Origin of the sequence: Enterobacter sp. BIDMC93 (assembly GCF_001037805.1) — a bacterium.
GTDB classification, from domain to species: domain Bacteria; phylum Pseudomonadota; class Gammaproteobacteria; order Enterobacterales; family Enterobacteriaceae; genus Enterobacter; species Enterobacter hormaechei_C.
Window position 1 is genome coordinate 1,493,386 of the sequence record NZ_KQ089962.1, and the last position, 23,242, is coordinate 1,516,627.

The 23,242-nt window shown below is 56.3% G+C and carries 23 protein-coding genes; 8 read left to right on the top strand and 15 right to left on the bottom strand.

What is annotated here, in order from left to right:
* Positions 1-172: 172 nt before the first annotated feature.
* The 12 genes from emrB to SK58_RS07145 all read right to left on the bottom strand — a co-directional run bounded on the left by emrB (position 173) and on the right by SK58_RS07145 (position 13,175).
* A complete protein-coding gene (gene emrB / locus SK58_RS07090; protein ID WP_006811709.1) occupies positions 173-1,720 on the bottom strand; it encodes a multidrug efflux MFS transporter permease subunit EmrB in 1,548 nt (515 codons plus the stop codon).
* 16 nt (positions 1,721-1,736) lie between these two features.
* Positions 1,737-2,909, bottom strand: coding sequence for a multidrug efflux MFS transporter periplasmic adaptor subunit EmrA (emrA, locus tag SK58_RS07095; protein WP_017382776.1), 1,173 nt, complete (start codon positions 2,907-2,909; stop codon positions 1,737-1,739).
* Positions 2,910-3,039: 130 nt separating this feature from the next.
* Positions 3,040-3,570 (bottom strand): multidrug efflux transporter EmrAB transcriptional repressor EmrR, encoded by a 531-nt coding sequence (gene emrR, locus SK58_RS07100; protein ID WP_017694792.1) that lies wholly within the window; start codon positions 3,568-3,570, stop codon positions 3,040-3,042.
* 314 nt (positions 3,571-3,884) lie between these two features.
* Positions 3,885-5,069, bottom strand: a complete 1,185-nt coding sequence (locus SK58_RS07105; RefSeq protein ID WP_023304299.1) for an MFS transporter — start codon at positions 5,067-5,069, stop codon at positions 3,885-3,887.
* 205 nt (positions 5,070-5,274) lie between these two features.
* The gene (gene proX / locus SK58_RS22825; protein WP_017382774.1) at positions 5,275-6,270 is read right to left on the bottom strand and encodes a glycine betaine/L-proline ABC transporter substrate-binding protein ProX; all 996 of its coding nucleotides are present in this window, start codon (positions 6,268-6,270) and stop codon (positions 5,275-5,277) included.
* Between the two features lie 9 nt (positions 6,271-6,279).
* Complete coding sequence (gene proW / locus SK58_RS22830; protein WP_015571659.1) at positions 6,280-7,344, bottom strand: glycine betaine/L-proline ABC transporter permease ProW; 1,065 nt, start codon at positions 7,342-7,344, stop codon at positions 6,280-6,282.
* Complete coding sequence (gene proV, locus SK58_RS07120) at positions 7,337-8,539, bottom strand: glycine betaine/L-proline ABC transporter ATP-binding protein ProV (RefSeq protein WP_015571658.1); 1,203 nt, start codon at positions 8,537-8,539, stop codon at positions 7,337-7,339. Before proV ends, proW begins: the two co-directional genes overlap by 8 nt.
* A 333-nt stretch (positions 8,540-8,872) precedes the next feature.
* On the bottom strand, positions 8,873-9,832 hold the full coding sequence (nrdF, locus tag SK58_RS07125; protein ID WP_017382773.1) for a class 1b ribonucleoside-diphosphate reductase subunit beta: 960 nt from the start codon (positions 9,830-9,832) through the stop codon (positions 8,873-8,875).
* Positions 9,833-9,841: 9 nt separating this feature from the next.
* A complete protein-coding gene (gene nrdE, locus SK58_RS07130; protein ID WP_032669334.1) occupies positions 9,842-11,986 on the bottom strand; it encodes a class 1b ribonucleoside-diphosphate reductase subunit alpha in 2,145 nt (714 codons plus the stop codon).
* Positions 11,959-12,369 (bottom strand): class Ib ribonucleoside-diphosphate reductase assembly flavoprotein NrdI, encoded by a 411-nt coding sequence (gene nrdI, locus SK58_RS07135; RefSeq protein WP_015571656.1) that lies wholly within the window; start codon positions 12,367-12,369, stop codon positions 11,959-11,961. Before nrdI ends, nrdE begins: the two co-directional genes overlap by 28 nt.
* On the bottom strand, positions 12,366-12,605 hold the full coding sequence (gene nrdH, locus SK58_RS07140; RefSeq protein WP_017382770.1) for a glutaredoxin-like protein NrdH: 240 nt from the start codon (positions 12,603-12,605) through the stop codon (positions 12,366-12,368). The genes nrdI and nrdH overlap by 4 nt, the downstream gene beginning before the upstream one ends.
* A 243-nt stretch (positions 12,606-12,848) precedes the next feature.
* Positions 12,849-13,175, bottom strand: coding sequence for an ElaB/YgaM/YqjD family protein (locus SK58_RS07145; RefSeq protein ID WP_017382769.1), 327 nt, complete (start codon positions 13,173-13,175; stop codon positions 12,849-12,851).
* 158 nt (positions 13,176-13,333) lie between these two features.
* On the opposite strand from SK58_RS07145, the gene SK58_RS07150 reads away from it, so the two are divergent.
* On the top strand, positions 13,334-13,678 hold the full coding sequence (locus tag SK58_RS07150) for a DUF2002 family protein (protein ID WP_006811693.1): 345 nt from the start codon (positions 13,334-13,336) through the stop codon (positions 13,676-13,678).
* 32 nt (positions 13,679-13,710) lie between these two features.
* Here the strand turns inward: SK58_RS07150 and alaE are convergent, their stop codons facing one another.
* Positions 13,711-14,160, bottom strand: coding sequence for an L-alanine exporter AlaE (gene alaE / locus SK58_RS07155; protein WP_015571653.1), 450 nt, complete (start codon positions 14,158-14,160; stop codon positions 13,711-13,713).
* 496 nt (positions 14,161-14,656) lie between these two features.
* On the opposite strand from alaE, the gene stpA reads away from it, so the two are divergent.
* The gene (gene stpA, locus SK58_RS07160; RefSeq protein WP_048219578.1) at positions 14,657-15,061 is read left to right on the top strand and encodes a DNA-binding protein StpA; all 405 of its coding nucleotides are present in this window, start codon (positions 14,657-14,659) and stop codon (positions 15,059-15,061) included.
* Positions 15,062-15,098: 37 nt separating this feature from the next.
* Here stpA and SK58_RS07165 read toward each other — a convergent pair whose 3' ends face one another.
* Positions 15,099-15,278, bottom strand: a complete 180-nt coding sequence (locus tag SK58_RS07165; protein ID WP_006811690.1) for a YodC family protein — start codon at positions 15,276-15,278, stop codon at positions 15,099-15,101.
* A gap of 342 nt (positions 15,279-15,620) precedes the next feature.
* Here SK58_RS07165 and SK58_RS07170 point away from each other — a divergent pair, with 342 nt between their 5' ends.
* Complete coding sequence (locus tag SK58_RS07170) at positions 15,621-15,779, top strand: YqaE/Pmp3 family membrane protein (RefSeq protein WP_003862203.1); 159 nt, start codon at positions 15,621-15,623, stop codon at positions 15,777-15,779.
* Here the strand turns inward: SK58_RS07170 and SK58_RS07175 are convergent.
* Entirely contained in the window at positions 15,776-16,705 is a 930-nt protein-coding gene (locus SK58_RS07175; RefSeq protein WP_015571650.1) for a LysR substrate-binding domain-containing protein, read from the bottom strand. The two genes, SK58_RS07170 and SK58_RS07175, sit on opposite strands and share 4 nt — an antisense overlap.
* A 320-nt stretch (positions 16,706-17,025) precedes the next feature.
* Here SK58_RS07175 and SK58_RS07180 point away from each other — a divergent pair, with 320 nt between their 5' ends.
* The 5 genes from SK58_RS07180 to SK58_RS07200 all read left to right on the top strand — a co-directional run bounded on the left by SK58_RS07180 (position 17,026) and on the right by SK58_RS07200 (position 23,241).
* Positions 17,026-17,631 carry an ankyrin repeat domain-containing protein gene (locus tag SK58_RS07180; RefSeq protein WP_015571649.1) on the top strand — a complete coding sequence of 202 codons (606 nt, stop codon included), beginning with the start codon at positions 17,026-17,028 and terminating at the stop codon, positions 17,629-17,631.
* 108 nt (positions 17,632-17,739) lie between these two features.
* Complete coding sequence (fdrA, locus tag SK58_RS07185; RefSeq protein ID WP_048219579.1) at positions 17,740-19,281, top strand: acyl-CoA synthetase FdrA; 1,542 nt, start codon at positions 17,740-17,742, stop codon at positions 19,279-19,281.
* Positions 19,281-20,696, top strand: a complete 1,416-nt coding sequence (locus SK58_RS07190; RefSeq protein ID WP_048219581.1) for a YlbE family protein — start codon at positions 19,281-19,283, stop codon at positions 20,694-20,696. The genes fdrA and SK58_RS07190 overlap by 1 nt, the downstream gene beginning before the upstream one ends.
* An 11-nt stretch (positions 20,697-20,707) precedes the next feature.
* A complete protein-coding gene (locus tag SK58_RS07195) occupies positions 20,708-22,288 on the top strand; it encodes a hypothetical protein (RefSeq protein WP_023295308.1) in 1,581 nt (526 codons plus the stop codon).
* A complete protein-coding gene (locus SK58_RS07200; protein ID WP_017382762.1) occupies positions 22,285-23,241 on the top strand; it encodes a carbamate kinase family protein in 957 nt (318 codons plus the stop codon). Before SK58_RS07195 ends, SK58_RS07200 begins: the two co-directional genes overlap by 4 nt.
* The last annotated feature ends 1 nt before the right edge of the window (position 23,242 follow it).

Below are 23,242 nucleotides of genomic sequence, written 5' to 3' on the forward strand. Positions count from 1 at the left end.
TGTCTTTTCACTATCGTGAATCGATTTCAGGCGCGCTGCTTTATCGGAACTGACAATCGCTGTCGCGTTTTGGACAAGGGGGGCGATTGTTGCCCGGTGGCGCTGCGCTTACCGGGCCTACGATCGTAGGCCGGGTAAGGCGTAGCCGCCACCCGGCAACCCGTGCACAGGGCTAGTGCGCCCCACCGCCCCCGCTACCGGCCCCAAACGGTGGTTTGGCAAACCACACCAGCCCCAGCAGGACGATGAAGATCCCCGCCGATATCCAGAAAATCTCGTTTGCCGAGATAATCAGCCCCTGGTTGGTGATCTGCTGGGCAAGCCAGCCGGACGCCTGCTGCTCCGTCATCCCCATCCCCTCAAGCTGGCTATACATCTGCTGAGCGTTAGGGTTGAACGGGTTCACCGCTTCGGTGAGTTGAGCATGGTGCATCGATTCCCGGTTGGTCCACAGCGTGGTGGTGATCGAAGTCCCGATGGAGCCCGCCAGCGTACGGGTGAAGTTCGACAGGCTCGATGCCGCCGCCATCCGCTCAGGCGGTAAGCCGGAAAGCGTAATGGTGGTCAGCGGCATAAAGAAGCACGCTACGGCGAAGCCCTGAATAAACTGCGGCCACGCGGAGGCGCCAAAGTCCATTCCCGGTTCAAACGTATACGCGCGCCAGTAGAAGCACACGGCGTACATGATGAAGCTGAACGTCACCAGCCTGCGCATGTCGAGCTTATGGGCGAAACGGCCAATAATCGGCGACAGCAGAACCGGAATTAACCCCACCGGCGCGGAGGCCAGCCCCGCCCAGGTTGCGGTATAGCCGTACACCTCCTGCAACAGCTGCGGCAGCAGAACAATCGCGCCGAAGTAGAGCATATAGGCGAGACTGATACAGAGGCAGCCGATGGTGAAGTTTCGCGATTTAAACAGCGAGAGGTCGACTATCGGATTATCGTCCGTCAGCTCCCAGACAATCAGGAAGCTGATGGCCACCACGGCGACCACCGTCAGCACAATGATTTCCGTAGAGGCAAACCAGTCCAGCTCTTTGCCGCGGTCGAGCATGATTTGCAGGCTGCCGATGCCGACAACCAGCAGTGCCAGCCCGATGCCGTCGATCCGCCGCTGTTCGGTCCGCGTTTCGCGACCACGCAGAGACTGTAGCGTCATCAGCACCACCAGCGCACCGATGGGCACGTTGATGAAGAAGATCCAGCCCCAGTGATAGTTATCGCTGATATAGCCGCCGAGGATTGGCCCGCAAATTGGGGCGACGATCACCGTCATCGACCACAGCGCGAGCGCGATGGAGCGCTTGGCGGGCGGATAGTTGTTCAGCAGCAAACTCTGCGACAGCGGAATCAACGGCCCGGCGACAATCCCCTGGATGACGCGGAAGAAAATCAGCATCGTCAGGCTGCTGGACATGCCGCAGGCCCAGGAGGCCAGCACGAACAGGATCGTCGACCAGAGGAACAGCTTCACTTCACCGACGCGCTTCGCCAGCCAGCCGGTGATGGGAATGGAGATGGCGTTCGCCACCCCGAACGAGGTAATGACCCAGGTCCCCTGGCTCAGCGATGAGCCAAGGTTCCCGGCGATCGTAGGGATCGCCACGTTTGCGATGGTGGAGTCCAGCACCTGCATGAATGTCGCCAGCGACAGCGCAATGGTCATAATGACCAGCTGCGCCCCCTCCAGCGGTTTTTGCGGCTTTTGCTGTTGCATAACGCTCACCTTCGGCTTAACCGGCGTTTGCCTTCACGATGTCATCGATCAGCTTATTGACCGGATCGAGGCTAATTTCACGGGCGTTACTTTCATAAGCTGGCGTACTGCGCACCTGGCTTGCGAGGATCTGACCGTCGCGGTTGGCGGTATCGACCGTCACCAGCGTGGAAAGGCCAATTCGCAGCGGATGGTCTGCCAGCTGCTTAGGATCCAGCTCGATACGCACAGGCAAGCGCTGTACCACTTTGATCCAGTTGCCGGTGGCGTTCTGTGCAGGCAGCAGGCTGAACGCGCTGCCGGTCCCCATGTCCAGACCGACCACTTTTCCGGTGTACTTGACGTCATCGCCGTAAATATCGCTGACCACGGTCGCGGTCTGGCCGATACGCATATGCGCCAGCTGGGTCTCTTTGAAGTTCGCATCGACCCACAGATTGTTTGCCGGAACGACCGCCATCAGCGGCGTGGTGGTGCTAATCTGCGCCCCTGGCTGTACGGAACGACGGGAAACGTAGCCGGTCATCGGGCTGACGATTTTGGTACGTTGCAGGGCAAGCCATGCGTTACGCACTTCGGTCGCCGCCTGTTTCACCGCTGGCTGGTTTTCCAGAGAGGTACCCAGCACCATCGCCTGATTAGCGTTGTACTGTTGGATCGCCACGTCCAGTTGCGCCTGTGCGCTGGCCACCGCGTCGCGGGCGTGCTGCAACTCTTCACGGCCAATCAGGTTGGCGGTGCCGAGAGGAACACGACGATTGAGGTCGCTCTGCGCCTGAGCCAGGGCCGTTTTCTGCACGTCGATATTGGCCTGAAGCTGCTTGCTGTTGATCATCAGCTGGCGGGTCTGGCGAACGCTGGAGGCCAGCGCCGTCTGTGCTTTTTCAAACGCCTGTTGGGCGTCGGTCGGGTCGAGCGTGACCAGCACATCGCCTTTTTTCACAAAGTCGGTGTTATCAGCCCAGACTTTCGTCACGCTGCCTGACACCTGGGCCATGATTTGAACCTGATTCCCTGCCACGTATGCATCGTCTGTCTCTTCAACATGACGCAAGACTAAAAACCAATAGATCCCATATGCCACGGCAATAATAATAAAGAGCAAGGTCAGCAGAATAAGGGCGCTCTTACGTTTGCCCTTTTTGTTGGCCGGTTGCTGCGGGAGGGTGTTCTCCGCATTTGCGCTCATTGTTGTTCTCCACGATCTTTTTATTTTCACATCGGCTGAGCCGACCTGTTGTCAGAAAGGCCAGCAGTTTCACGTGCTGGCCTGTCAGTTTTTCTTTTTAGCAATCTGGAATGTTGAGCGGATCGTCGCGTTAGCGCAGCGCCTCAAGGATGACGCCGTCTTCATCCATCTGGTCCAGACGGGTGAGCAGCTTGCGAGTAATGTGCTCAAGCTGGTCGCGCTCGGCGGTGCTGAGGGCAGACCAGAGCTGGTGCAGGCAGTTGTGCTGCGGTGGCAGCACTTCGCGCAAGAATTCGTGACCTTTCTCGGTCAGTTGCAGATGCAGGCAGCGGCGATCGTTATCGCTTTCACGGCGTTCAATCCAGCCGCGCTTTTCCAGTTCATCCGCGATACGGGTCGCATTGGTACGGGATGACCCCAGCGCACAGCTCAGTTCCGACGGCTGAATGCTGTGATTTTCCTGAGACTCCAGCGTAATCAACGCCATAAACAACGTCTCGTTAATCCCCTGCGCTTTCAGCATCTTGTTACGATTTTCCAGCAGCTTACCCTGCATGTGCATGCACAGGCGGGTCAGCAGGATTTCCTGATACGGGAAGTCCTCATGACGACTGGCGCGGAACTTAAGCATTTGTTCAATGGGCGTAAACGAACTATCCATTTTGGGCATAACCTCATTAATTACAGCCGATATAGTAACGACAGTGACAAATAATGTAAATGAATTATTTGTGCGGTTATATCCGCCAAACGTATGTCACCATCAGAAAGCGCCGGGTAAATCCGTGACCCGGTGAGCACAGAGAGCGTGGGGTGTGTACCCGCGAAAGAGGGGATGTGAGGACAGGGGTCTGAACTATTCATGCCGGTAGTAAATATGTCACCCACAGTAAAATTTCTGGGATAAATGATTACCGTTACCTTAACAGATGCAGGCCCCCTTTACACCCCAGGGGGCCCAAAGCAATGTAAAACTTAGTGAATTGCTTCCTGACGGTGATAGCCGCGCCACCATACCAGCAGATTTATCGCCGCGACGATGGCGCCGATGGCGCATACGCCCGTCCAGCCCGCGTGCTGCCAGGCGGAGGCTGAGATTAGCGAGCCCGCCGCGCCGCCGATAAAGTAGCTGGTCATGTACCCGGCCGTCAGACGGTTACGGGCATCCGGCTTCACGCGGTAAATCACGGTCTGGTTGGTGATATGTACACCCTGCACGGTGAGGTCGAGCACCAGAATACCGACAATCAGCGCCAGCACGGAGACGTGTCCGTACCAGATGGCCGCCCAGGAGAGCAGGAGTAAAACCAGCCCTGCGGAGGTGGTCATATGAGATTTGCCTTTGTCGGCCAGCCCACCCGCCGGGCGCGCGCCCAGTGCGCCAGCCGCGCCTGCCAGCCCGAAAAGGCCAATCACGCCTTCTGAGTAGTTAAACGGCGGTGCGGCGAGCAGAAACGCCATCGACGTCCATAAGATGCTGAAGTTAGCGAAGGTGAGACACCCCAGAATGGCGCGCGTGCGCAGGAGTTTATCCCGGGTAAAGAGGCTGAAAACGGAGGCGAGGAGCTGCGGATAGTTCAGGTGATTTTCCTGCTTCACCCTTGGCAGGCCGCGCCACAGGGCCAGCGCCATGATAACCATCAGCACGCTCGCCACCCAGTAAACGGTGCGCCAGCCGCCGAGGCTCGCCAGCAGCCCGGCAACGGTTCGCGCCAGCAGGATGCCCAGCAGCAGGCCGCTCATGATAGTGCCGACCACTTTGCCGCGTTTTTCCGGGGAAGCCAGCGTCGCGGCGAGGGGAACCAGAATTTGCGCCACCACCGAGAACAGCCCCGTCAGCGCGGTGCCGATAATCATCATCGTTAACGACTGGCTGCTGGCGGTGATCAACATCCCGCCCGCCGCCAGCAGCGTCATGGAGACGATAAGCATCCGGCGCTCAAACATATCGCCTAATGGCACCAGGAACAGCAGCCCGGCCGCATAGCCGAGCTGTGCGGCGGTGACAATAAACCCGGCGGAGCTGGCTGAAAGATCGAAGGCGCGTGCGATGGTGTCGAGCAGTGGTTGTGCGTAATAGTTGCTGGCGACGGCCAGACCCGTTGCCACGGACATTAAAAGGATGAGTGCGGGGCTAAGCCCTTGAGTTGTTTTTGTCATTAGTTTCAGGAATCGTGAGTTAAGTGATTATTTTTCCGGAAACATAATAACCAATGATGGTGAATGTTGGGGAATTGTTACGTGGTGGATTGTGCGGTTAAGGTTGGGGGCGGTTTGATCCCCTCACCCCGACCCTCTCCCAGGGGGAGAGGGTGGTCATCGTTCCCTCTTCCCCTGGGAGAGGGTTAGGGTGAGGGAAAATGTTTTACTTCTGCGCCTCAAGCGCCTCTTTCACCCAGCCATCGAACTGCTGCTGGTGGGCTTTGATCCAGCCATCCACGTGGCCTTTGATATCAGCTTCGGATGATTTACCCGCGTGCATCATCGCGTTCTGGGCGTTAATGTCTGCCAGCGGCAGTTTCATCACCGAGAACAGCTTCGCCGCCGCCGGGTTTTTCTCGGCCCAGGCTTTGTTCGCCACAATATGCATGGTGTTCACCGGGAAGCCATAGTTCATGCCGTTTGGCAGTTTGGTGTCGATATCTTTCTGCTCGCCTGGCAGGGAGGAGAAGGGCACCTGCAACCACACCACGTCTTTGCCCGGCTTCAGCACGTCGCTCACCCAGTACGGCGTCCAGGTGTAGTAGATCACCGGCTTGCCTTCTTTAAAGCGGGCGATGGTGTCGGCCATCATCGCAGAGTAATTGCCGTGGCTCACGTCGACGGTCTTCGCCAGATCGAAGGCTTTGTTCTGGTGGTTAATCACCGCTTCACAGCCCCAGCCCGGCGAACAGCCCATCATGTCGGCTTTACCGTCACCGTTGGTATCAAACAGTTTTGCGATCTTCGGATCTTTCAGCTGTTCAATATTGGTGATGTGATATTTATCGGCGGTTTTCTTGTCGATCAGATATCCCTGCGCAGCGCCGGTCACAAAGGTGCCTTCGCGGTAGAATTTCTTGTCACCGCCTGCGGCGGCATACATGTCGTCGTGCAGCGGCTGCCAGTTCACGGCGGTAAAGGTGGCGTCACCGGAGGCAATGGAGGTATAGCCCACGTTGTAATCCACTTCGCTGGCGGTATTCACCGTATAGCCCAGTTTCTCCAGCGCACGGCTGACAATCTGGGTCTGGAAGGACTCTTCCGAAATGGTGCTCTGCACCGGCTGCACGGTAATGCCTTTGCCCGGCAGGTCAGCGGCAACTGCGCTGGTGGAGACAAGGGTCGCAAACGCTGTGGCAAAAAGTACGTTATGTCGCATCGTTGTTCCTTATTTTGTAAATGGGCGGGTGAGTAACCCGACAGGGCCGGTGGTGTACCAGCGACGGTTGCCGCGACTACGTGAATCACGACCGACAGCCTGGGTCAGGCGGTCAAGAATGATGGCGAGGATCACAATCCCGACGCCGCCGACGGTCGCCAGCCCCATATCGAGACGGCCAATGCCGCGCAGTACCATCTGACCTAACCCGCCAACGGCAATCATCGAGGCGATCACCACCATCGACAGCGCCAGCATCAGCGTCTGGTTAACACCTGCCATAATGGTCGGCATCGCCAGCGGAAGCTGAACCTTAAACAGCATCTGACGCGGGCTGGCGCCGAACGAGCGCGATGCCTCTATCAGATCCGCAGGCACCTGGTTAATGCCCAGAATGGTCAGGCGAATAATCGGTGGCAGGGCGAAGATAATGGTCACGACCACCCCCGGTACGTTACCGATGCCGAACAGCATGACGATAGGCACCAGGTAAACGAACGCTGGCGTGGTCTGCATCGCATCCAGCAGCGGGCGAATAATCTTCGCGGCCCGGGGGCTGCGCGCCAGCCAGATCCCCATCGGCAGGCCGATCACCACGCAGAACAGCAGGGCGGTCAGCACCAGCGCCAGGGTGATCATCGCCTGAGACCACGCGCCAATCGCGCCGATGGCAATCAGGGAGATGAGCGTGGCGATCCCCATACCCGCGCTGCCGAACTGCCATGCGATCAGCGAGAACAGGATAATCGCCACCGGCGCGGGCATGCCCAGCATCAGCTGCTGGAAGCCGTTCAGGATGTAATCCACCGGGATGCGGATCCCCTGGAACACCGGACGGAAGTGGGTAACGACCCAGTCGATCCCCTCCGTTACCCAGCTATCCAGCGGGATCAGCGTCTTGTGGAACGGATCCATAATATTGAAATGCTCTGGGGCAGGCGCTGGTGCGCTGTTGAGCCAGTCTGCCGCGCCGCCGCCATCGGCAGGCGCAGGCGTCGACCCCCACGCATCGGCAGATTGCGCCGCGCTGTCCGCTGCTTCAGTGGTGCCCCATGGGTTTGATTGATCAGCCATTGTTTGTCCCCTCGCGATCTAAAGCCTGTAGCAGCATCCGTTTTGAGATGATGCCAACGTACTGTTGTTCTTCACCGACGACCGGCACGGCGCACGGCGCCTGACCCACGTGAGAGAGCAACTCGCTGAGCGGCGTTTCGGCGTCCACGGCAAGCGGAGCGTCAATCAACGCCGCATCGATTCCCTGGTTTTCGCTCAGGGCGGTTTTCAGAGAGTCAATGGAGACCACGCCGACAAATTTATTGCCGCGTTCAACCAGATAACCGTATTCACGGTCTTCGTCCTGCAACAGCTTCAGCGCGGAGCGCGGGCCAAAACCTGGCGTTTTACGAATAATGCCGTTTGGTGTTCGACGGGCAATATCTTTCGCACTGAATACGTGGCTAATATCCACGCCGCGGAAGAAGGTGCGCACATAATCATTCGCCGGATTATTGAGAATTTCATCCGGTGTGCCGACCTGCACCACTTCACCATTTTGCATAATGGCGATACGGTCGCCAATACGCATGGCTTCATCCAGATCGTGAGAAATAAAAACAATGGTGCGCTGATGTTTGGCCTGTAATTTTACCAGCTCATCCTGCATCTCGGTGCGAATTAAGGGATCGAGCGCTGAGAAGGCTTCGTCCATTAATAAGATGTCCGGATTAATCGCTAATGCGCGCGCTAATCCCACACGCTGACGCATACCGCCGGAGAGTTCATCCGGATACGCATGAGCATAATTTTCCAGCCCGACCTGACGCAGTGCATCAAGGGCTTTTTCCTGACGTTCCTGAGCGGGCGTGCCGGCTAACTCCATGCCAAAGGCGGTATTATCGAGTACCGTCATGTGCGGCATCAGTGCAAATGACTGAAACACCATCGCAATTTTCTTTCTGCGCACCTCGCGGAGATCTGCGTCTGATATTCTGGCGATATCCACGCCGTCTATCAGCACCTGTCCGCGGGTGGGTTCAATCAGGCGATTGAGAAGGCGAACCATAGTGGATTTACCCGAACCGGATAATCCCATGATGACAAAAATCTCGCCTTCTTCAATGGCCAGACTGGCGTCTTTAACGCCAAGCGATAGCCCGGTTTTTTCCAGAATTTGCTCTTTCGTAAGGCCTTTCTCAATATATTTGAATGCGCGCTGCGGGTGCTCGCCAAATACTTTATAAAGATTTTTCACTTCTAATTTAATTGCCATGCAATAGAGAGTGTCCTGTTATTTGTTTATGTCGATATGATTACCATGGTAAATAGTTAACTGGCATTACCCTAACATACTCAGAATCTGAGACAACCCTGGACCGGCCTGAGGGCGGAATTTTGCCGCAAGCGAAACGGCTGAATTTCCCATGAATAAAGGGCTGAGGGCGGTTTGAATTTTTCTCAATTTTTTGCTGCTGCATCGGGAAATTTCGCCTGAATCGGTGTGATTCAGGCGAATATGACGGGGAAATTACAGTGTAGTACGTAGTGGAATATTCGGCTGGAAATAATGAAATGCAGAGTTAATTAATGAACGTTAATTCATTCATTAAAAATCCCAGTCCTCGTCTTGCGTTTCCACCGCTTTACCCATCACGTACGACGAGCCGGACCCGGAAAAGAAGTCGTGGTTTTCATCGGCGTTGGGCGACAGCGCCGCGAGGATCGCCGGGTTCACCTCCGCCATTTCTGGTGGGAATAACGCTTCGTAGCCCAGGTTCATCAGCGCCTTGTTGGCGTTATAGCAGAGGAAGGCTTTTACGTCCTCTTCCCAGCCCGTTCCGGCGTACAGCTCTTCGGTATAGCTCAGCTCGTTGTCATACAGATCCATCAGTAAATCGAGGGCAAAACCTTTGAGTTCCTCGCGTTTTTCCGCGCTGACTTTCTCCAGCCCTTTCTGATACTTATAGCCGATGTAATACCCGTGTACCGCTTCATCGCGGATGATGAGGCGAATCAAATCGGCGGTGTTGGTGAGCTTGCCCCGGCTCGACCAGTACATAGGCAGCCAGAAGCCGGAATAGAAGAGGAAAGATTCCAGGAACACGCTGGCGATCTTCTTCTTCAGCGGCTCGTCGGCCCGGTAATATTCCAGCACCAGATCTGCCTTGCGCTGCAATGACGCGCTCTCTTCACTCCAGGCGTAGGCCGCGTCCACGTCTCTGGTCTGGCACAGGGTGGAGAAAATCGAGCTGTAGGAGCGGGCATGGACCGCCTCCATAAAGCTGATATTCGACATTACCGCCTCTTCGTGCGGGGTCAGCGCATCACTCATCAGCGCGGGCGCACCCACGGTATTCTGAATGGTGTCCAGCAGCGTCAGGCCGGTAAAGACGCGGATTGTCAGCTGCTGCTCGGCATGGCTCAGGGTTTGCCAGGCCGGAATATCGTTGGAGAGCGGGACCTTTTCCGGCAGCCAGAAGTTGCTGGTCAGGCGGTTCCAGACCTCCAGGTCTTTATCATCCTGAATTTTGTTCCAGTTAACGGCACTTACGCGTGACAGTTTCATCCTTTCTCCTTACAGCGCGCAGGACACGCAGCCTTCAATTTCGGTGCCTTCCAGCGCGAGCTGGCGCAGGCGAATGTAGTACAGCGTTTTGATGCCTTTCTTCCAGGCGTAGATCTGCGCTTTGTTGATATCCCGCGTGGTGGCGGTGTCCGGGAAGAAGAGCGTCAGTGACAGCCCCTGATCCACATGTTTAGTCGCCTCGGCGTAGGTATCAATGATCTTTTCCGGGCCAATCTCATAGGCGTCCTGGTACAGCGCCAGATTCTCGTTGGTCATAAACGGGGCAGGGTAGTAGACACGCCCGGTTTTGCCTTCCTTACGGATTTCAATCTTCGACACGATGGGGTGGATGCTCGACGTGGCGTGATTGATATAGGAAATGGAGCCGGTTGGCGGCACCGCCTGAAGGTTCTGGTTATAAATGCCGTAGCGCATCACCTCTTCACGCAGCTGTTGCCACATCTCACGCGTCGGCAGGGTGATGCCAGCGCGGGCAAACAGCGCGCGTACTTTTTCGGTTTTCGGCTGCCAGTCGCCTTCCAGGTACTGGCTGAAATACTCTCCGCTGGCGTAGCGGGACTGCTCAAAGCCTGCGAACCGCTGGTGGCGTTCGCGCGCCAGCATCATCGAGGTATGCAGCGCATGCCATGTGATGGTGTAGAAATAAAGGTTGGTGAAATCCAGCCCTTCCGGGCTACCGTAGGCGATGCCCTCCCGCGCCAGATAGCCGTGCAGGTTCATCTGCCCAAGGCCGATGGCATGCGACGCAGCGTTGCCCGCCTCAATGGACGGTACGCTGCGGATGTGGCTCATGTCCGATACCGCCGTCAGCCCGCGAATGGCGGTCTCTACCGTGCGGCCAAAATCGGGTGAATCCATGGTATGGGCAATATTCAGCGACCCGAGGTTACAGGAGATATCCTTGCCCACGTCCGCGTAGTCGAGGTTCTCGTCGTAGCTGGACGCGCTGTTGACCTGCAAAATCTCCGAGCACAGATTGCTCATGTTGATGCGCCCGGCAATCGGGTTCGCGCGGTTCACCGTGTCCTCGTACATGATGTACGGATAGCCGGACTCAAACTGAATTTCAGCCAGCGTCTGGAAGAAATCGCGGGCGTTGATGGTTTTTTTGCGAATGCGATCGTCGGCCACCAGCTCGTCGTACAGCTCGCTTATCGCCACGTCGCCAAAGGCTTTGCCGTAAATCCGCTCAACGTCATACGGTGAGAAGAGCGCCATGTCGGCATTCTCTTTAGCCAGCTTAAACGTGATATCCGGGATCACCACGCCGAGCGACAGGGTTTTGATGCGGATCTTTTCGTCGGCGTTTTCACGTTTGGTATCCAGAAAACGCAGAATGTCCGGGTGGTGCGCGTGCAGATAAACCGCACCCGCGCCCTGACGTGCGCCAAGCTGGTTGGCGTATGAGAAGGCATCTTCCAGCATCTTCATCACCGGGATGACGCCGGAAGACTGGTTTTCGATGCGCTTAATCGGCGCGCCCGCTTCCCGCAGGTTCGAAAGCAGAAACGCCACGCCGCCGCCGCGTTTCGAAAGCTGTAGCGCCGAATTCACCGCACGGCCAATCGACTCCATATTGTCTTCAATACGCAGCAGGAAGCAGGAGACCAGTTCGCCGCGCTGGGCTTTCCCACAGTTAAGGAACGTTGGCGTGGCGGGCTGGAAGCGACCGGAGAGGATCTCCTCCGTGAGTCTTTCGGCTAGCGCTTCATCGCCCTGCGCCAGCGTCAGCGCCACCATCACCACCCGATCTTCAAAGCTTTCTAAATAGCGTTTGCCGTCAAAGGTTTTCAGGGTGTAGCTGGTGTAATACTTCCACGCGCCGAGAAACGTCTGGAAGCGAAAACCGCTGGCGTGCGCCCGTTCAAACAATGCCACCACGAAGGCGCGGTCGTAGCGTGTCAGGACACGCTCTTCGTAATAACCCTCTTTTACCAGCCAGTCGAGACGTTCCTGCTGGCTGCCAAAGACGACGCTGTTCGGGCGTACATGAGCGGCAAAAAAGGCGTCCACCGCCTCATGATCTTTGCCAAACTGAATGCGCCCCTCGCGGTCATAGAGGTTTAGCATGGCGTTTAATGCGTGGTAATCCGGCGTCGCCTGAATCACGCGTTCTGCGGTTGTCGTTGCCAAAATTCGTTCACTCCTTTACGCACGTTCTCTACGTCCTGCTGTGTCCCCATCAGTTCAAAACGATAGAGATACGGCACGCCGCATTTTTGAGAGATGACATCCCCGGCGCGGGCAAAGGCCTCGCCGAAGTTGCGATTGCCTGCGGCGATCACGCCGCGAATCAGCTGCCGGTTATGGGGATCGTTTAGAAAGCGGATCACCTGACGAGGCACAGCCCCTGCGGTGCCGCCACCTCCATAGCTGGGCACCACCAGAATGTAGGGTTCGTCTACCTGAATACGCTCCCGCTCGTTCAGCGGAATGCGTATCGCGGGCAGCCCGAGACGCTCCATAAACCGAAGCGTGTTTTCCGAGCTGCTGGAAAAGTAGACCAGCGTGCTCATGCACTGACGCCCTGAGCGGCAAGGCGGTTGATCATGTCCGGACGGAAGCCAGACCAGCTGGTGTCGCCGGCAACGACAACCGGAAGCTGACGGAAACCCTGCGCCCGCAGGGTGTCTGCCGCGTCGGGTACCTGATCAATATTGACCATCTCAAATGCCACGCCGCGGCTCTCCATCGCCCGTTTCGTGGCGTGGCACTGAACACAATCGTTACGAGTGTAAATAATAATGCTCATGATTCGTATTTCCATTTAGAATGAGAGAACGGCGCGAGTAAACGCGTCATGTTGTGTGTGTCTTTCTAAAGGGAATACTAGATGTAGTTGCGATAAGTTTCAACCACACAAGATATGGGAAATACAGATTAATAAGGCCCCAACGATGAGCCTGGCGGGGCAGGGCGGGCTGTGCGGGTTTTTCAGGCTGTCAGGCAAAGAAAAGCCCCGGCGCCTGAGGCGACCGGGGCTGAGAACGCGCGCTTACTTACGCAGGCTAAGCAGGGCGCCGACAAAAATCCCGACCGCCGCGACCGTTCCCAGCGTACAAAGTGGTTTTTCACGTACGAAGGTGGTGGCGCAGCTGGCCATGTCGCAGGCCGCCTGAGTGGTACGTGAGCGGCCATTCATCCTTGCCCGCGTTTCACGCAGCAGAGACTGAGCCTTACGTTTCGCGGCATCTGCTTCGTCCTTCGCGTCAGAGCCCCAGGATTTCAATACGGCTTCCAGCGTGTCCGCTAATTGGCTGACATCGTTACGAATATCCTGTGTGTCGTCATTAATATCGTTTCGGTTCGGTCTGTTAAACATACGATCCTCCATAATTTGTGTTCCCGTTTAGTTTAGTCCAGAAATGTAATATCTGAAGCGAGTCACGGCTTATCGGGCAGTTTATGGAATATTCTGAAAGCCCTGCTAATGCTGAATACTGTAAGGTTGCCGGGCAGGAATGATAATGAGGAAAAGATATGTATTTACGACCCGATGAGGTGGCGCGCGTTCTTGAAAAAGAAGGGTTCACCATGGATGAGGTAACATCAAAAGCGTACGGATATCGCCGTGGTGAGAATTATGTTTACGTCAACCGTGAAGCCAGAATGGGGCGTACTGCTCTCATTATTCACCCGACACTCAAAGACAGAAGCCTGTCATTTGCTGAGCCCGCCTCGGATATTAAAACCTGCGATCATTATCAGCAATTTCCGCTCTATTTAGGCGGCGAGACGCATGAACATTATGGTATTCCGCACGGTTTCAGCTCGCGTATGGCGCTGGAGCGGTTCCTGAAAGGGCTGTTTGGCGACGTACAATAACTCTGCGACTGGCCTGAGCCAGTCGCCTTACCTTACGCTTTTGCCTGGCTATAAGGACTGACTTTAAACAGGCGGCGGCAGTAGTCAAGAAAGTAACCGTACACCGCACCCATCAGCATAGATACCACGATATTTGAACTTACCGCAGCGGCGATTTGATGCCAGTCTGCGCCCACCGTCAGCAAAATAACCACATATACCGGGGACTGGAACGTCACGTAAGCCAGCACGTCCGCCAGGTTTTTTACCCAACCCGCCGGGCTAATACGCCGGGCTAAACGCATCACTGCATCGCGATACAGGCCGTACGGCCAGGCAATCATGATATTCACCGGAATGGCCACCAGGCGCGACGAGAGGGATTGCTCAAAGGACATTCCCGACAGGAAAATTTCAATCAGCATATTCACGACGGAACAGTAAACGACCATCGCGAACGTATCCGCTACCGCATGGCGCAGGCGAGACTGCGGTGAGAACATGTCTGAACTCCTCGAACAGGACAAAAAAGTGGCGTTTTACCTGCGGCCTTTAGTGCTTTAGGTTGGTTTGTTATGAGTGTATAGCGTATCTCTCTGGCTTTTAACTAACAAGTAGTGATTAATTTTTATTTGCTGGCGCTTTAGCCATAAAATTCTCTAAAGTTGTGCGTTTTTTGCGCGCTTCGTTATTTTCTCTCCTTGTCCATATTTTATTAAAATAAATCAACGGATTAGTTTATCAGTGCGCGTGTAAAACCTCTGTTGTGTGGGAGAGTGGAGGCGGTTTTTTGAACTGTTTTAAACAGGGGTTTTTGGCCTGGGGAAGGGCGGTATATTACGCATTAAAACAGACATATATTTCGGGGTTATATTAACGGGATATTCTAAAACATTTACAATAATGTCAAAACGTCAGGGTGGGTAGATATCAGAACAAAAATCAATTATTCTGTTGCCTGATTTATGTTATACACACGAAGAAAGGTTTTTCATTATTATGGCTTTAACGTTACAGAATCTTAATAATATTCGTACCCTCCGGGCGCTGGCACGTGAATTATCCATGGATGTTCTGGAAGATGTGCTGGAAAAATTCCGGATTGTCACTGAAGAAAAACGCAGCGAGCAGGCTGAATTAGAGCGTCAACGCGCTGAACAGCAGGATAAAATTAATGCTCTGCTGGAACTAATGAAAGCTGACGGTATTTCTCCGAGCGATCTGTTAGGCAGTGATCTGGCGCAGGCGGGTCAGCCGACGAAAAAACGTAAAGCGCGTGCGGCGAAATATCGTTTTACTGACGCGAACGGTGAAGAAAAAACCTGGACCGGCCAGGGGCGTACGCCAAAGCCAATTGCAACCGCACTGGCAAACGGTAAATCGCTGGACGATTTCCTGATCTGATGATTATTCGGGCGGTGTATTCCGCCCGTTTATTGACTTAGCAGACGCCAAAGTCACCTTCTTCGGAGTACAGAACCACGTCCGCCGCTTTCAGGTGATATTTCTCGCCCTGCTCATTGCTGGCCTGCACAGCCACAATGTTTTCACCATTCACTTCGAGCACTTTCAGTTTCGGACCGCCCTGACGCGGTTGGACATAATCACCGACAGAAAACATAGCACCTCCTCATCATTGTCATGATCTTCACCATAGCCCACGTCCGGGGGCGGGGTACAGCCTAATCTTTCAGATACTCCTTATCAGGTACGTCGGTTCCACGGCATCACTTTCAGCAATCAGCGCGTTTGCCTGCTGCGGCGAAATAAGAGGAAGAGACATTGCGTTTCCTTACCGTCAATTTCAGAACAGTAGAGCATTTAAGGCGGGGGTTTAAGCCAGTGTAAAGAGGGTAAAGGCAGGTAAAAGCGCGAGAGACGCATGGCAGTTAACCGTAAACTGGCTACGCTTAGAGAAGTGTCTTTTATAATTTTCAATTGGTTAGCTTGCACGGAGTTTTTTATGGGTTTTTGGCGCGTTGTTTTTACGATTATTCTCCCGCCGCTGGGCGTGCTGCTTGGCAAGGGGCTGGGCTGGGCGTTTATTCTGAATATCCTTCTGACCATCCTGGGCTACTTCCCCGGTCTTATCCACGCGTTTTGGGTTCAGACGAAGAGCTAGGTACGCCACAGTAAGTCACTGTAGATCCGGGTCAGCACGCCTTCCGGGCCAAACTGCTGTTTGATCCAGCGCGTGACCTGACCGGTCGCCGCATGCTGCGTGGCGAGCAGCATGCGCGAATCCTGACGAGGATTATTGATCCGCCGCGTTACCAGCAGCCCGTCCTCCACCGCCTCACGCGTCATATATTCCGGTAAAAAGCCAATACCTTCCCCCAGGATCTGACACTGGCATTTCGTGTTGAAGTCCGGCACCAGAATCGCCTCCTGACCGTGAAGCAGCCAGCCCACCTTCTTGTTGATGGTATGCGCGGTGTCCTCGACCATGATATTGGGATACAGACGCAGCTGACTTTCGGAAATGGGCTCCGGGGCGAACGCCAGCGGATGCGTGGGCGCGATGGCAAATACCCAGCGGATCGCCCCTATCTCGGTGTAATCAATGCCGCCGCCGTCCAGCAGCGTATCCGGCGCGCCAATGGCGATATTGGCCTGATTATTAATGATGGAATCCCAGACGCCGTTATACACCTCGGTCGTCACTGTGATCTGGCAGGTGGGAAACTGTTTTTTCAGCACCTGGAGCAAACGCGCGGTATGGCGTGGCGTATACAAAAGCTGATTTATGCAGATGCGCACCCGCGTCTCAATGCCCTGAGAAATGGTATCAATCCCGCGCTTGATGGCATGAAAGTCATTCAGCAGGTCGGTCGCTTTACGATAAAAATAAAAACCGGATTCGGTCAGCTCAATGCTGCGCGTGTTGCGTACAAACAGCACCACGTCCAGTCCGGTCTCCATGCGTTTGATGGTGTAACTGATGGCGGAGGTGGTCACGCCCAGCTCGGCAGCCGCTTTGCTAAAACTGCCAAAACGTGCCGCGGTGGTGAAGGCCAGCAAATTCTCTTCGGTAAAGATGGAATTCATATTATGGCTCCTGGTGACCATCAGTTTTGAACATATTTTAACAGCGGCGTTACATCATAGTTGATGTCGATCACAGTTCTGGATTTTTACGTAGATCCGCGCTGTGTAAGGCTTTTTCAGCCATAAGGATAATGCAGCCTGAAGCGCGTAAAAGCGGTAAAACATAAGAAAAAGGTTGCACAGACGCACATTTCTCCAGGACTGTTGAATTTAACTCAACAATGAATTGCGTGTCGATGAATCATTTTTAAGCGGATTCTTTTATGACCAGGCTGTTGCTATTCTCAGGTCATCAGAAGTGAAACATAGGGAGTCTGAATATGTCTGCAACTGCACTGGTTACAGAATTTCTGCTGGCGGCAGAAGAGGGCAATATCGACGCGCTAAAAGCCTGCCTGGAGAAAGGCGTGGATATTAACGCGACCAACCGCCAGAAAAGAACCGCCATTATTATTGCCAGCCTGAAAAAGCATTACGCCTGTGTGGAGTTTTTAATTGCCGCCGGGGCGGATATCGATAAACAGGACCAGACCTGTTTTAACCCCTTCCTGATCGGCTGCCTGACCAATGATTTAACCCTGCTGCGCATTGTCCTTCCGGCAAATCCGGATCTCGATCGTCTGACGCGCTTTGGCGGCGTGGGCATTACCCCTGCCAGTGAAAAAGGGCACGTTGAAATCGTGCGTGAGCTGCTGGAAAAAACCGACATCAACGTCAACCACACCAATTTTGTCGGCTGGACGCCGCTGCTGGAGGCCATCGTATTAAACGACGGCGGCGCAAAGCAGCAGGAAATTGTGAAGCTGCTGCTCGATCACGGCGCGAACCCGCACATGACCGATAAATACGGTAAAACCCCGCTCGAACTGGCGCGGGAAAAAGGCTTCAACGCGATCGCAGACCTGCTGCTGGCGGCAGGCGCATAGTGCATTCGGTCAGCCTTCCCCTGGCTGGCCGTTAATCAATAAACGCATTGTTACCGACGTGCATTTAGCACGACGGCGGCCCCCTTTTATCTTAAACAGGTGAAAATAATGCCAACCAAAATCGTCATAAAAAAGAATACGTATTTCGATTCGGTTTCCTTAATGTCGGTTTCCACCAAAGCCAATAAATTGCCGGGCGTCGAGCAGGCGTTTGTGGCGATGGCGACGGAAATGAACAAAGGGGTATTAAAAAACCTCGGGCTATTAACGCCGGAATTAGCGGACGCGAAAAACGGCGACCTGATGATCGTTATTAAAGGCGACGCGGCGAATGAGGAAACCCTGGCCGCCATTGAAGCGTTATTCACGCGTAAAGAGCGCACTGGCTCCCATGAAGCACGCTACGCGACGATTGCCAGCGCCAAAACCCATCGTCCGGACAGCAACCTTGCGGTGATTTCCGTCAACGGCACCTTCGCCGCACGGGAAGCGCGCCAGGCGCTGGAAAACGATCTTAACGTGATGCTGTTCTCCGATAACGTATCGCTCGACGACGAGCTGGCGCTGAAGCAGCTGGCGCATGAAAAGGGTCTGCTGATGATGGGGCCAGACTGCGGCACCGCCATTATCAACGGCGCGGGGCTGTGCTTCGCCAATGCGGTGCGTCGCGGGCAGATTGGCATCGTTGGTGCCTCCGGCACCGGCAGCCAGGAGCTGAGCGTGCGCATTCACGAGTTCGGCGGCGGCGTGTCGCAGCTGATTGGCACCGGCGGACGCGATCTCAGCGAGAAGATCGGCGGCCTGATGATGCTCGATGCCATCGACATGCTGGAGGCCGACGACGCGACCCGGGTGATAGCGCTCATCTCCAAACCGCCTGCACCCGCGGTGGCTGGGAAAGTACTGGCCCGGGCACGCGCCTGCCGCAAGCCTGTGGTTGTGTGCTTCCTGGGCCGCAACGAACCGCCAGCCGATGAAGACGGTTTACAGTTTGCTCGTGGCACTAAGGAGGCGGCCCTGAAAGCGGTGCTGCTTACCGGCATTAAAAAAGACGACCTGGATTTACATCCGCTCAACTGGCCGCTGATCGAAGAGGTACGCGCCCGCCTGACGCCGCAACAGAAGTACATTCGCGGCCTGTTCTGCGGCGGCACCCTGTGCGACGAAGCGATGTTTGCCGCGCTGGAGAAATTTGACGATGTTTACAGCAACATCCAGCCGGATCCGGCCAGGCGTCTGAAAGACATCAGCGTCAGCCAGGCCCACACCTTCCTTGATTTCGGTGACGACGACTTCACCAACGGCAAGCCACACCCGATGATCGACCCGACCAACCGCATCAGCCGCCTGCTACAGGAGGCGCGCGATCCGCAGGTGGGGGTGATCGTGATGGATTTCGTGCTTGGCTTTGGCGCGCATGACGATCCGGTTGGGGTGATGATCGAGGCGATCAAAGAGGCACAGGCGATCGCGAAAGCCGACAACCGTCCGCTGGAAATTCTCGGCTACGTGCTCGGCACCGATCAGGATCCGCAGTCGCTGGCGCAGCAGTGCCAGCTGCTGACTGACGCAGGCGTCATCTGGGCCAGCAGCAGCACCAATACCGGATTACTGGCACGCGAATTTGTCTGCAAAGGGGAGAGAGCATAATGACGACCTTATTCAACCAGCCGCTGAACGTGATTAACGTCGGGATTGCGATGTTCAGCGACGACCTCAAAAAACAGCACGTTCCCGTAACCCAGCTCGACTGGACGCCGCCGGGGCAGGGCAATATGCAGGTGGTGGACGCGCTCGACCAGCTGGCGGAAAAACCGCTGGCGGAGAAAATTGCCGCCGCGAACAAAATTGCCCTTGAGCGGATTATTCAGTCCCATCCGGTGCTGGTGGGCTATGACCAGGCCATCAACGTGGTGCCGGGCATGACCCGCACGACCATTCTGCACGCCGGTCCGCCTGTTACCTGGGAAAACATGTGCGGGGCGATGAAAGGCGCGGTTACCGGCGCGCTGGTGTTTGAAGGGCTGGCGACGGATCTGGACGATGCGGCAAGGATCGCCGCCTCCGGAGATATTACGTTCTCGCCTTGCCACGAGCATGACTGCGTGGGCTCGATGGCGGGCGTCACCTCCGCGTCGATGTTTATGCACATCGTTGAGAACAAAACCTACGGCAACCGCGCCTTCACCAACCTCAGCGAGCAGATGGCGAAGATCCTGCGCATGGGGGCTAACGACCAGAGCGTGATCGAGCGCCTGAACTGGATGCGCGACGTGCTCGGCCCGATGCTGCGCGACGCGATGAAGATTATCGGCGAAATCGACCTGCGCCTGATGCTGGCCCAGGCGCTGCACATGGGCGACGAGTGCCACAACCGCAACAACGCGGGCACCACGCTGCTTATTCAGGCGCTGACGCCGGGGCTGATCCAGGCGGGCTATCCGGTGGCGCAGCAGCGTGAAGTGTTCGAGTTTGTCGCCAGCAGCGACTACTTCTCCGGTCCGACGTGGATGGCGATGTGTAAGGCCGCGCTGGATGCCGCCCACGGCATTGAGTACAGCACCGTCGTCACCACCATGGCGCGCAACGGCTACGAGTTCGGCCTGCGCGTTTCCGGCCTGCCGGGGCAGTGGTTCACCGGCCCGGCGCAGCAGGTGATCGGCCCGATGTTCGCGGGCTATAAGCCGGAAGACTCCGGGCTGGATATCGGCGACAGCGCGATTACCGAAACCTACGGCATCGGCGGCTTTGCAATGGCGACGGCCCCGGCCATCGTTGCGCTGGTGGGCGGCACGGTGGAGGAAGCCATCGATTTTTCTCGCCAGATGCGCGAAATCACCCTCGGCGAAAACCCGAACGTCACCATTCCGCTGCTGTCGTTTATGGGCATCCCGACCGCCATCGACATCATGAAGGTCGCGGGCAGCGGCATTCTGCCGGTCATTAATACCGCCATTGCCCACAAGGACGCCGGGATCGGCATGATTGGGGCGGGCATTGTTCACCCGCCGTTTAGCTGTTTTGAAAAGGCGCTGTTAACCTTCCGCGATCGCTACGTTCTATAAGGTATGCATCCATGAAAAACATGAAACTGGAGTGGAAAAGAGGTGACTGGGCAGCTTATTTCGGGTTGATGACCAACAACCTGACCAATTTGCTGACCATGATGGGGCTGCTCATTTTTGTCGTCGGCATCCCGAAGGAGATTGTTTATGGACGCATCGCGCCAGCCTTCGGGCTGGCGGTGCTGGTGGCGAGTCTTTGCTATACGTGGTTTGGCCTGCAAATGGCGCGCGCCACCGGACGAACGGACGTCACCGCGCTGCCGTCCGGCCCAAGCGCGCCGTCGATTTTTACCGTGACCTTCCTGGTCTTAATGCCGGTTTACCAGCAAACCGGCGATGCGGATTTCGCGATTCAGATTGGCCTGGTGTGGTGCTTTGTGGAAGCGATGATCCTCGCGGGCGGTTCCTTCCTGGGGGAAACCATCCGCAAGATGATCCCGCGTACCGTGCTGCTGTCGTGCCTGTCCGGTCTTGGCCTGCTGCTGCTGGCGATGAACCCGATGTTGCAGGCGTTCGAAGCGCCGACCGTGTCGTTTATCGTCCTGCTGCTGATCTTCATTAACTGGTTCGGTAAAAAGCCGATTTTTGCCAAAATCCCGACCGGCCTGCTGCTGTTAATTGCCGGTACTCTGCTTGCGTGGATCTCCGGCCTGCAAAGCCCGGATGCCATTAAAGCGTCCATGTCATCATTCGGCTTTAACCCGCCAGAAGTGCACGTGGACAGCTTCATGCAAGGACTGCCGCACGCGCTGCCGTATCTGGCGTCCGCCGTACCGCTGGGGCTGGCGAACTACATCTTTGACCTGGAGAACATCGAAAGCGCCCACGCGGCGGGGGATGAATACCCGACCCGCAAGGTAATGCTGGCGAACGGTCTGGCCTCGATGCTCGGCTGCCTGATGGGCAATCCGTTCCCGGTCACGGTCTACGTCGGCCATCCTGGCTGGAAAGCGATGGGCGCCAGCATCGGCTACACCCTGGCGTCCGGCGTGACCATGTTCATCGTGCCGCTGTTCGGGCTGGGGGCCTTTATGCTCGCCATCATACCGATGACCGCCATCGTGCCGATTCTGGTGTTTATCGGCGTCGTCACCGCCAACCAGGTGGTGAGGGAGACCCCGAAAGTGGAGGTACCCGTCATCTTCATCTGCCTGTTCCCGTGGATCGCCAACTGGGCGCTGACCATGATGAACAGCGTGATGAGCGCGGCGGGGACCAGCGCGGCGAAAATCGGCACCGACGTGCTGCACAGCAAGGGGATCTACTACGAAGGCCTGATGCATCTCGGCAACGGCGCACCGCTCGCCAGCATGCTCTGGGGCTGTATCGCCATCTTCGCCATTATCAACAAACCGCTGCGTGGGGCCGTCGCGGCGGCCGGTGGAGCGCTGCTGGCGCTGTTTGGGGTGATCCACGCGCCGGTGGTGGGCTTTGCCGAGGGCAGTTCCCTGATGTTCGTCACGGCCTACCTGATGATGGGCGGGATGTTTGTGGTGAAGCATGTGCTGGATACCTCTGTTAATCCCCCTCTCCCTGTGGGAGAGGGCCGGGATGAGGGCACCAGAACGCACCTTCTAAAGGAAACAAAATGAAAGAGCTTATGGTCGTCGCCATCGGCGGCAACAGCATTATCAAAGACAACGCCAGCCAGTCGATTGAGCATCAGGCGCAGGCGGTCAAAGCGGTGGCAGAGTCGGTGCTCGAAATGCTGGCCTCGGACTATGACATCGTGCTCACCCACGGCAATGGCCCCCAGGTGGGGCTGGATCTGCGCCGCGCCGAAATCGCCCACGAGCGGGAAGGGCTGCCGCTGACCCCGCTGGCAAACTGCGTGGCGGATACCCAGGGCGGGATCGGCTACCTGATCCAGCAGGCGCTCAACAACCGCCTGGCGGCGCGCGGGGAACAAAAAGCGGTCACGGTCGTCACCCAGGTGGAGGTGGATAAAAACGATCCTGGTTTTACGCACCCGACGAAACCCATCGGCGCGTTTTTCAGCGAGGCGCAGCGCGACGAACTGCAACTTGCGCACCCGGACTGGCATTTTGTTGAGGATTCAGGCCGGGGCTATCGCCGCGTGGTGGCTTCACCGCAGCCGCGGCGCATCGTTGAGTCGGATGCCATCAAGGCGCTGACGCAGAAAGGATTTGTGGTGATCGGCGCGGGCGGCGGAGGCATTCCTGTGGTGCGCAGTGAACAGGGCGATTACCAGAGCGTGGACGCGGTGATAGATAAAGATCTCTCTACCGCGCTGCTGGCGCGCGAGATCCGCGCCGACGTGCTGGTGATCACCACCGGCGTGGAGAAAGTGTGCATCCACTTCGGCAAGCCAAACCAGCAGGCGCTGAGCACGGTGAACGTGGCGCAGATGACGCGCTACATGGAAGAAGGGCATTTTCCGGCGGGCAGCATGTTGCCGAAAATCGTCGCCTCGCTGGAATTTTTACGCCATGGCGGCAGGCGGGTGATCATTACCTCGCCGGACTGCCTGCCCGCGGCGCTGCGCGGTGAAACGGGTACCCACATTATTAATGAAGGAAGATAAG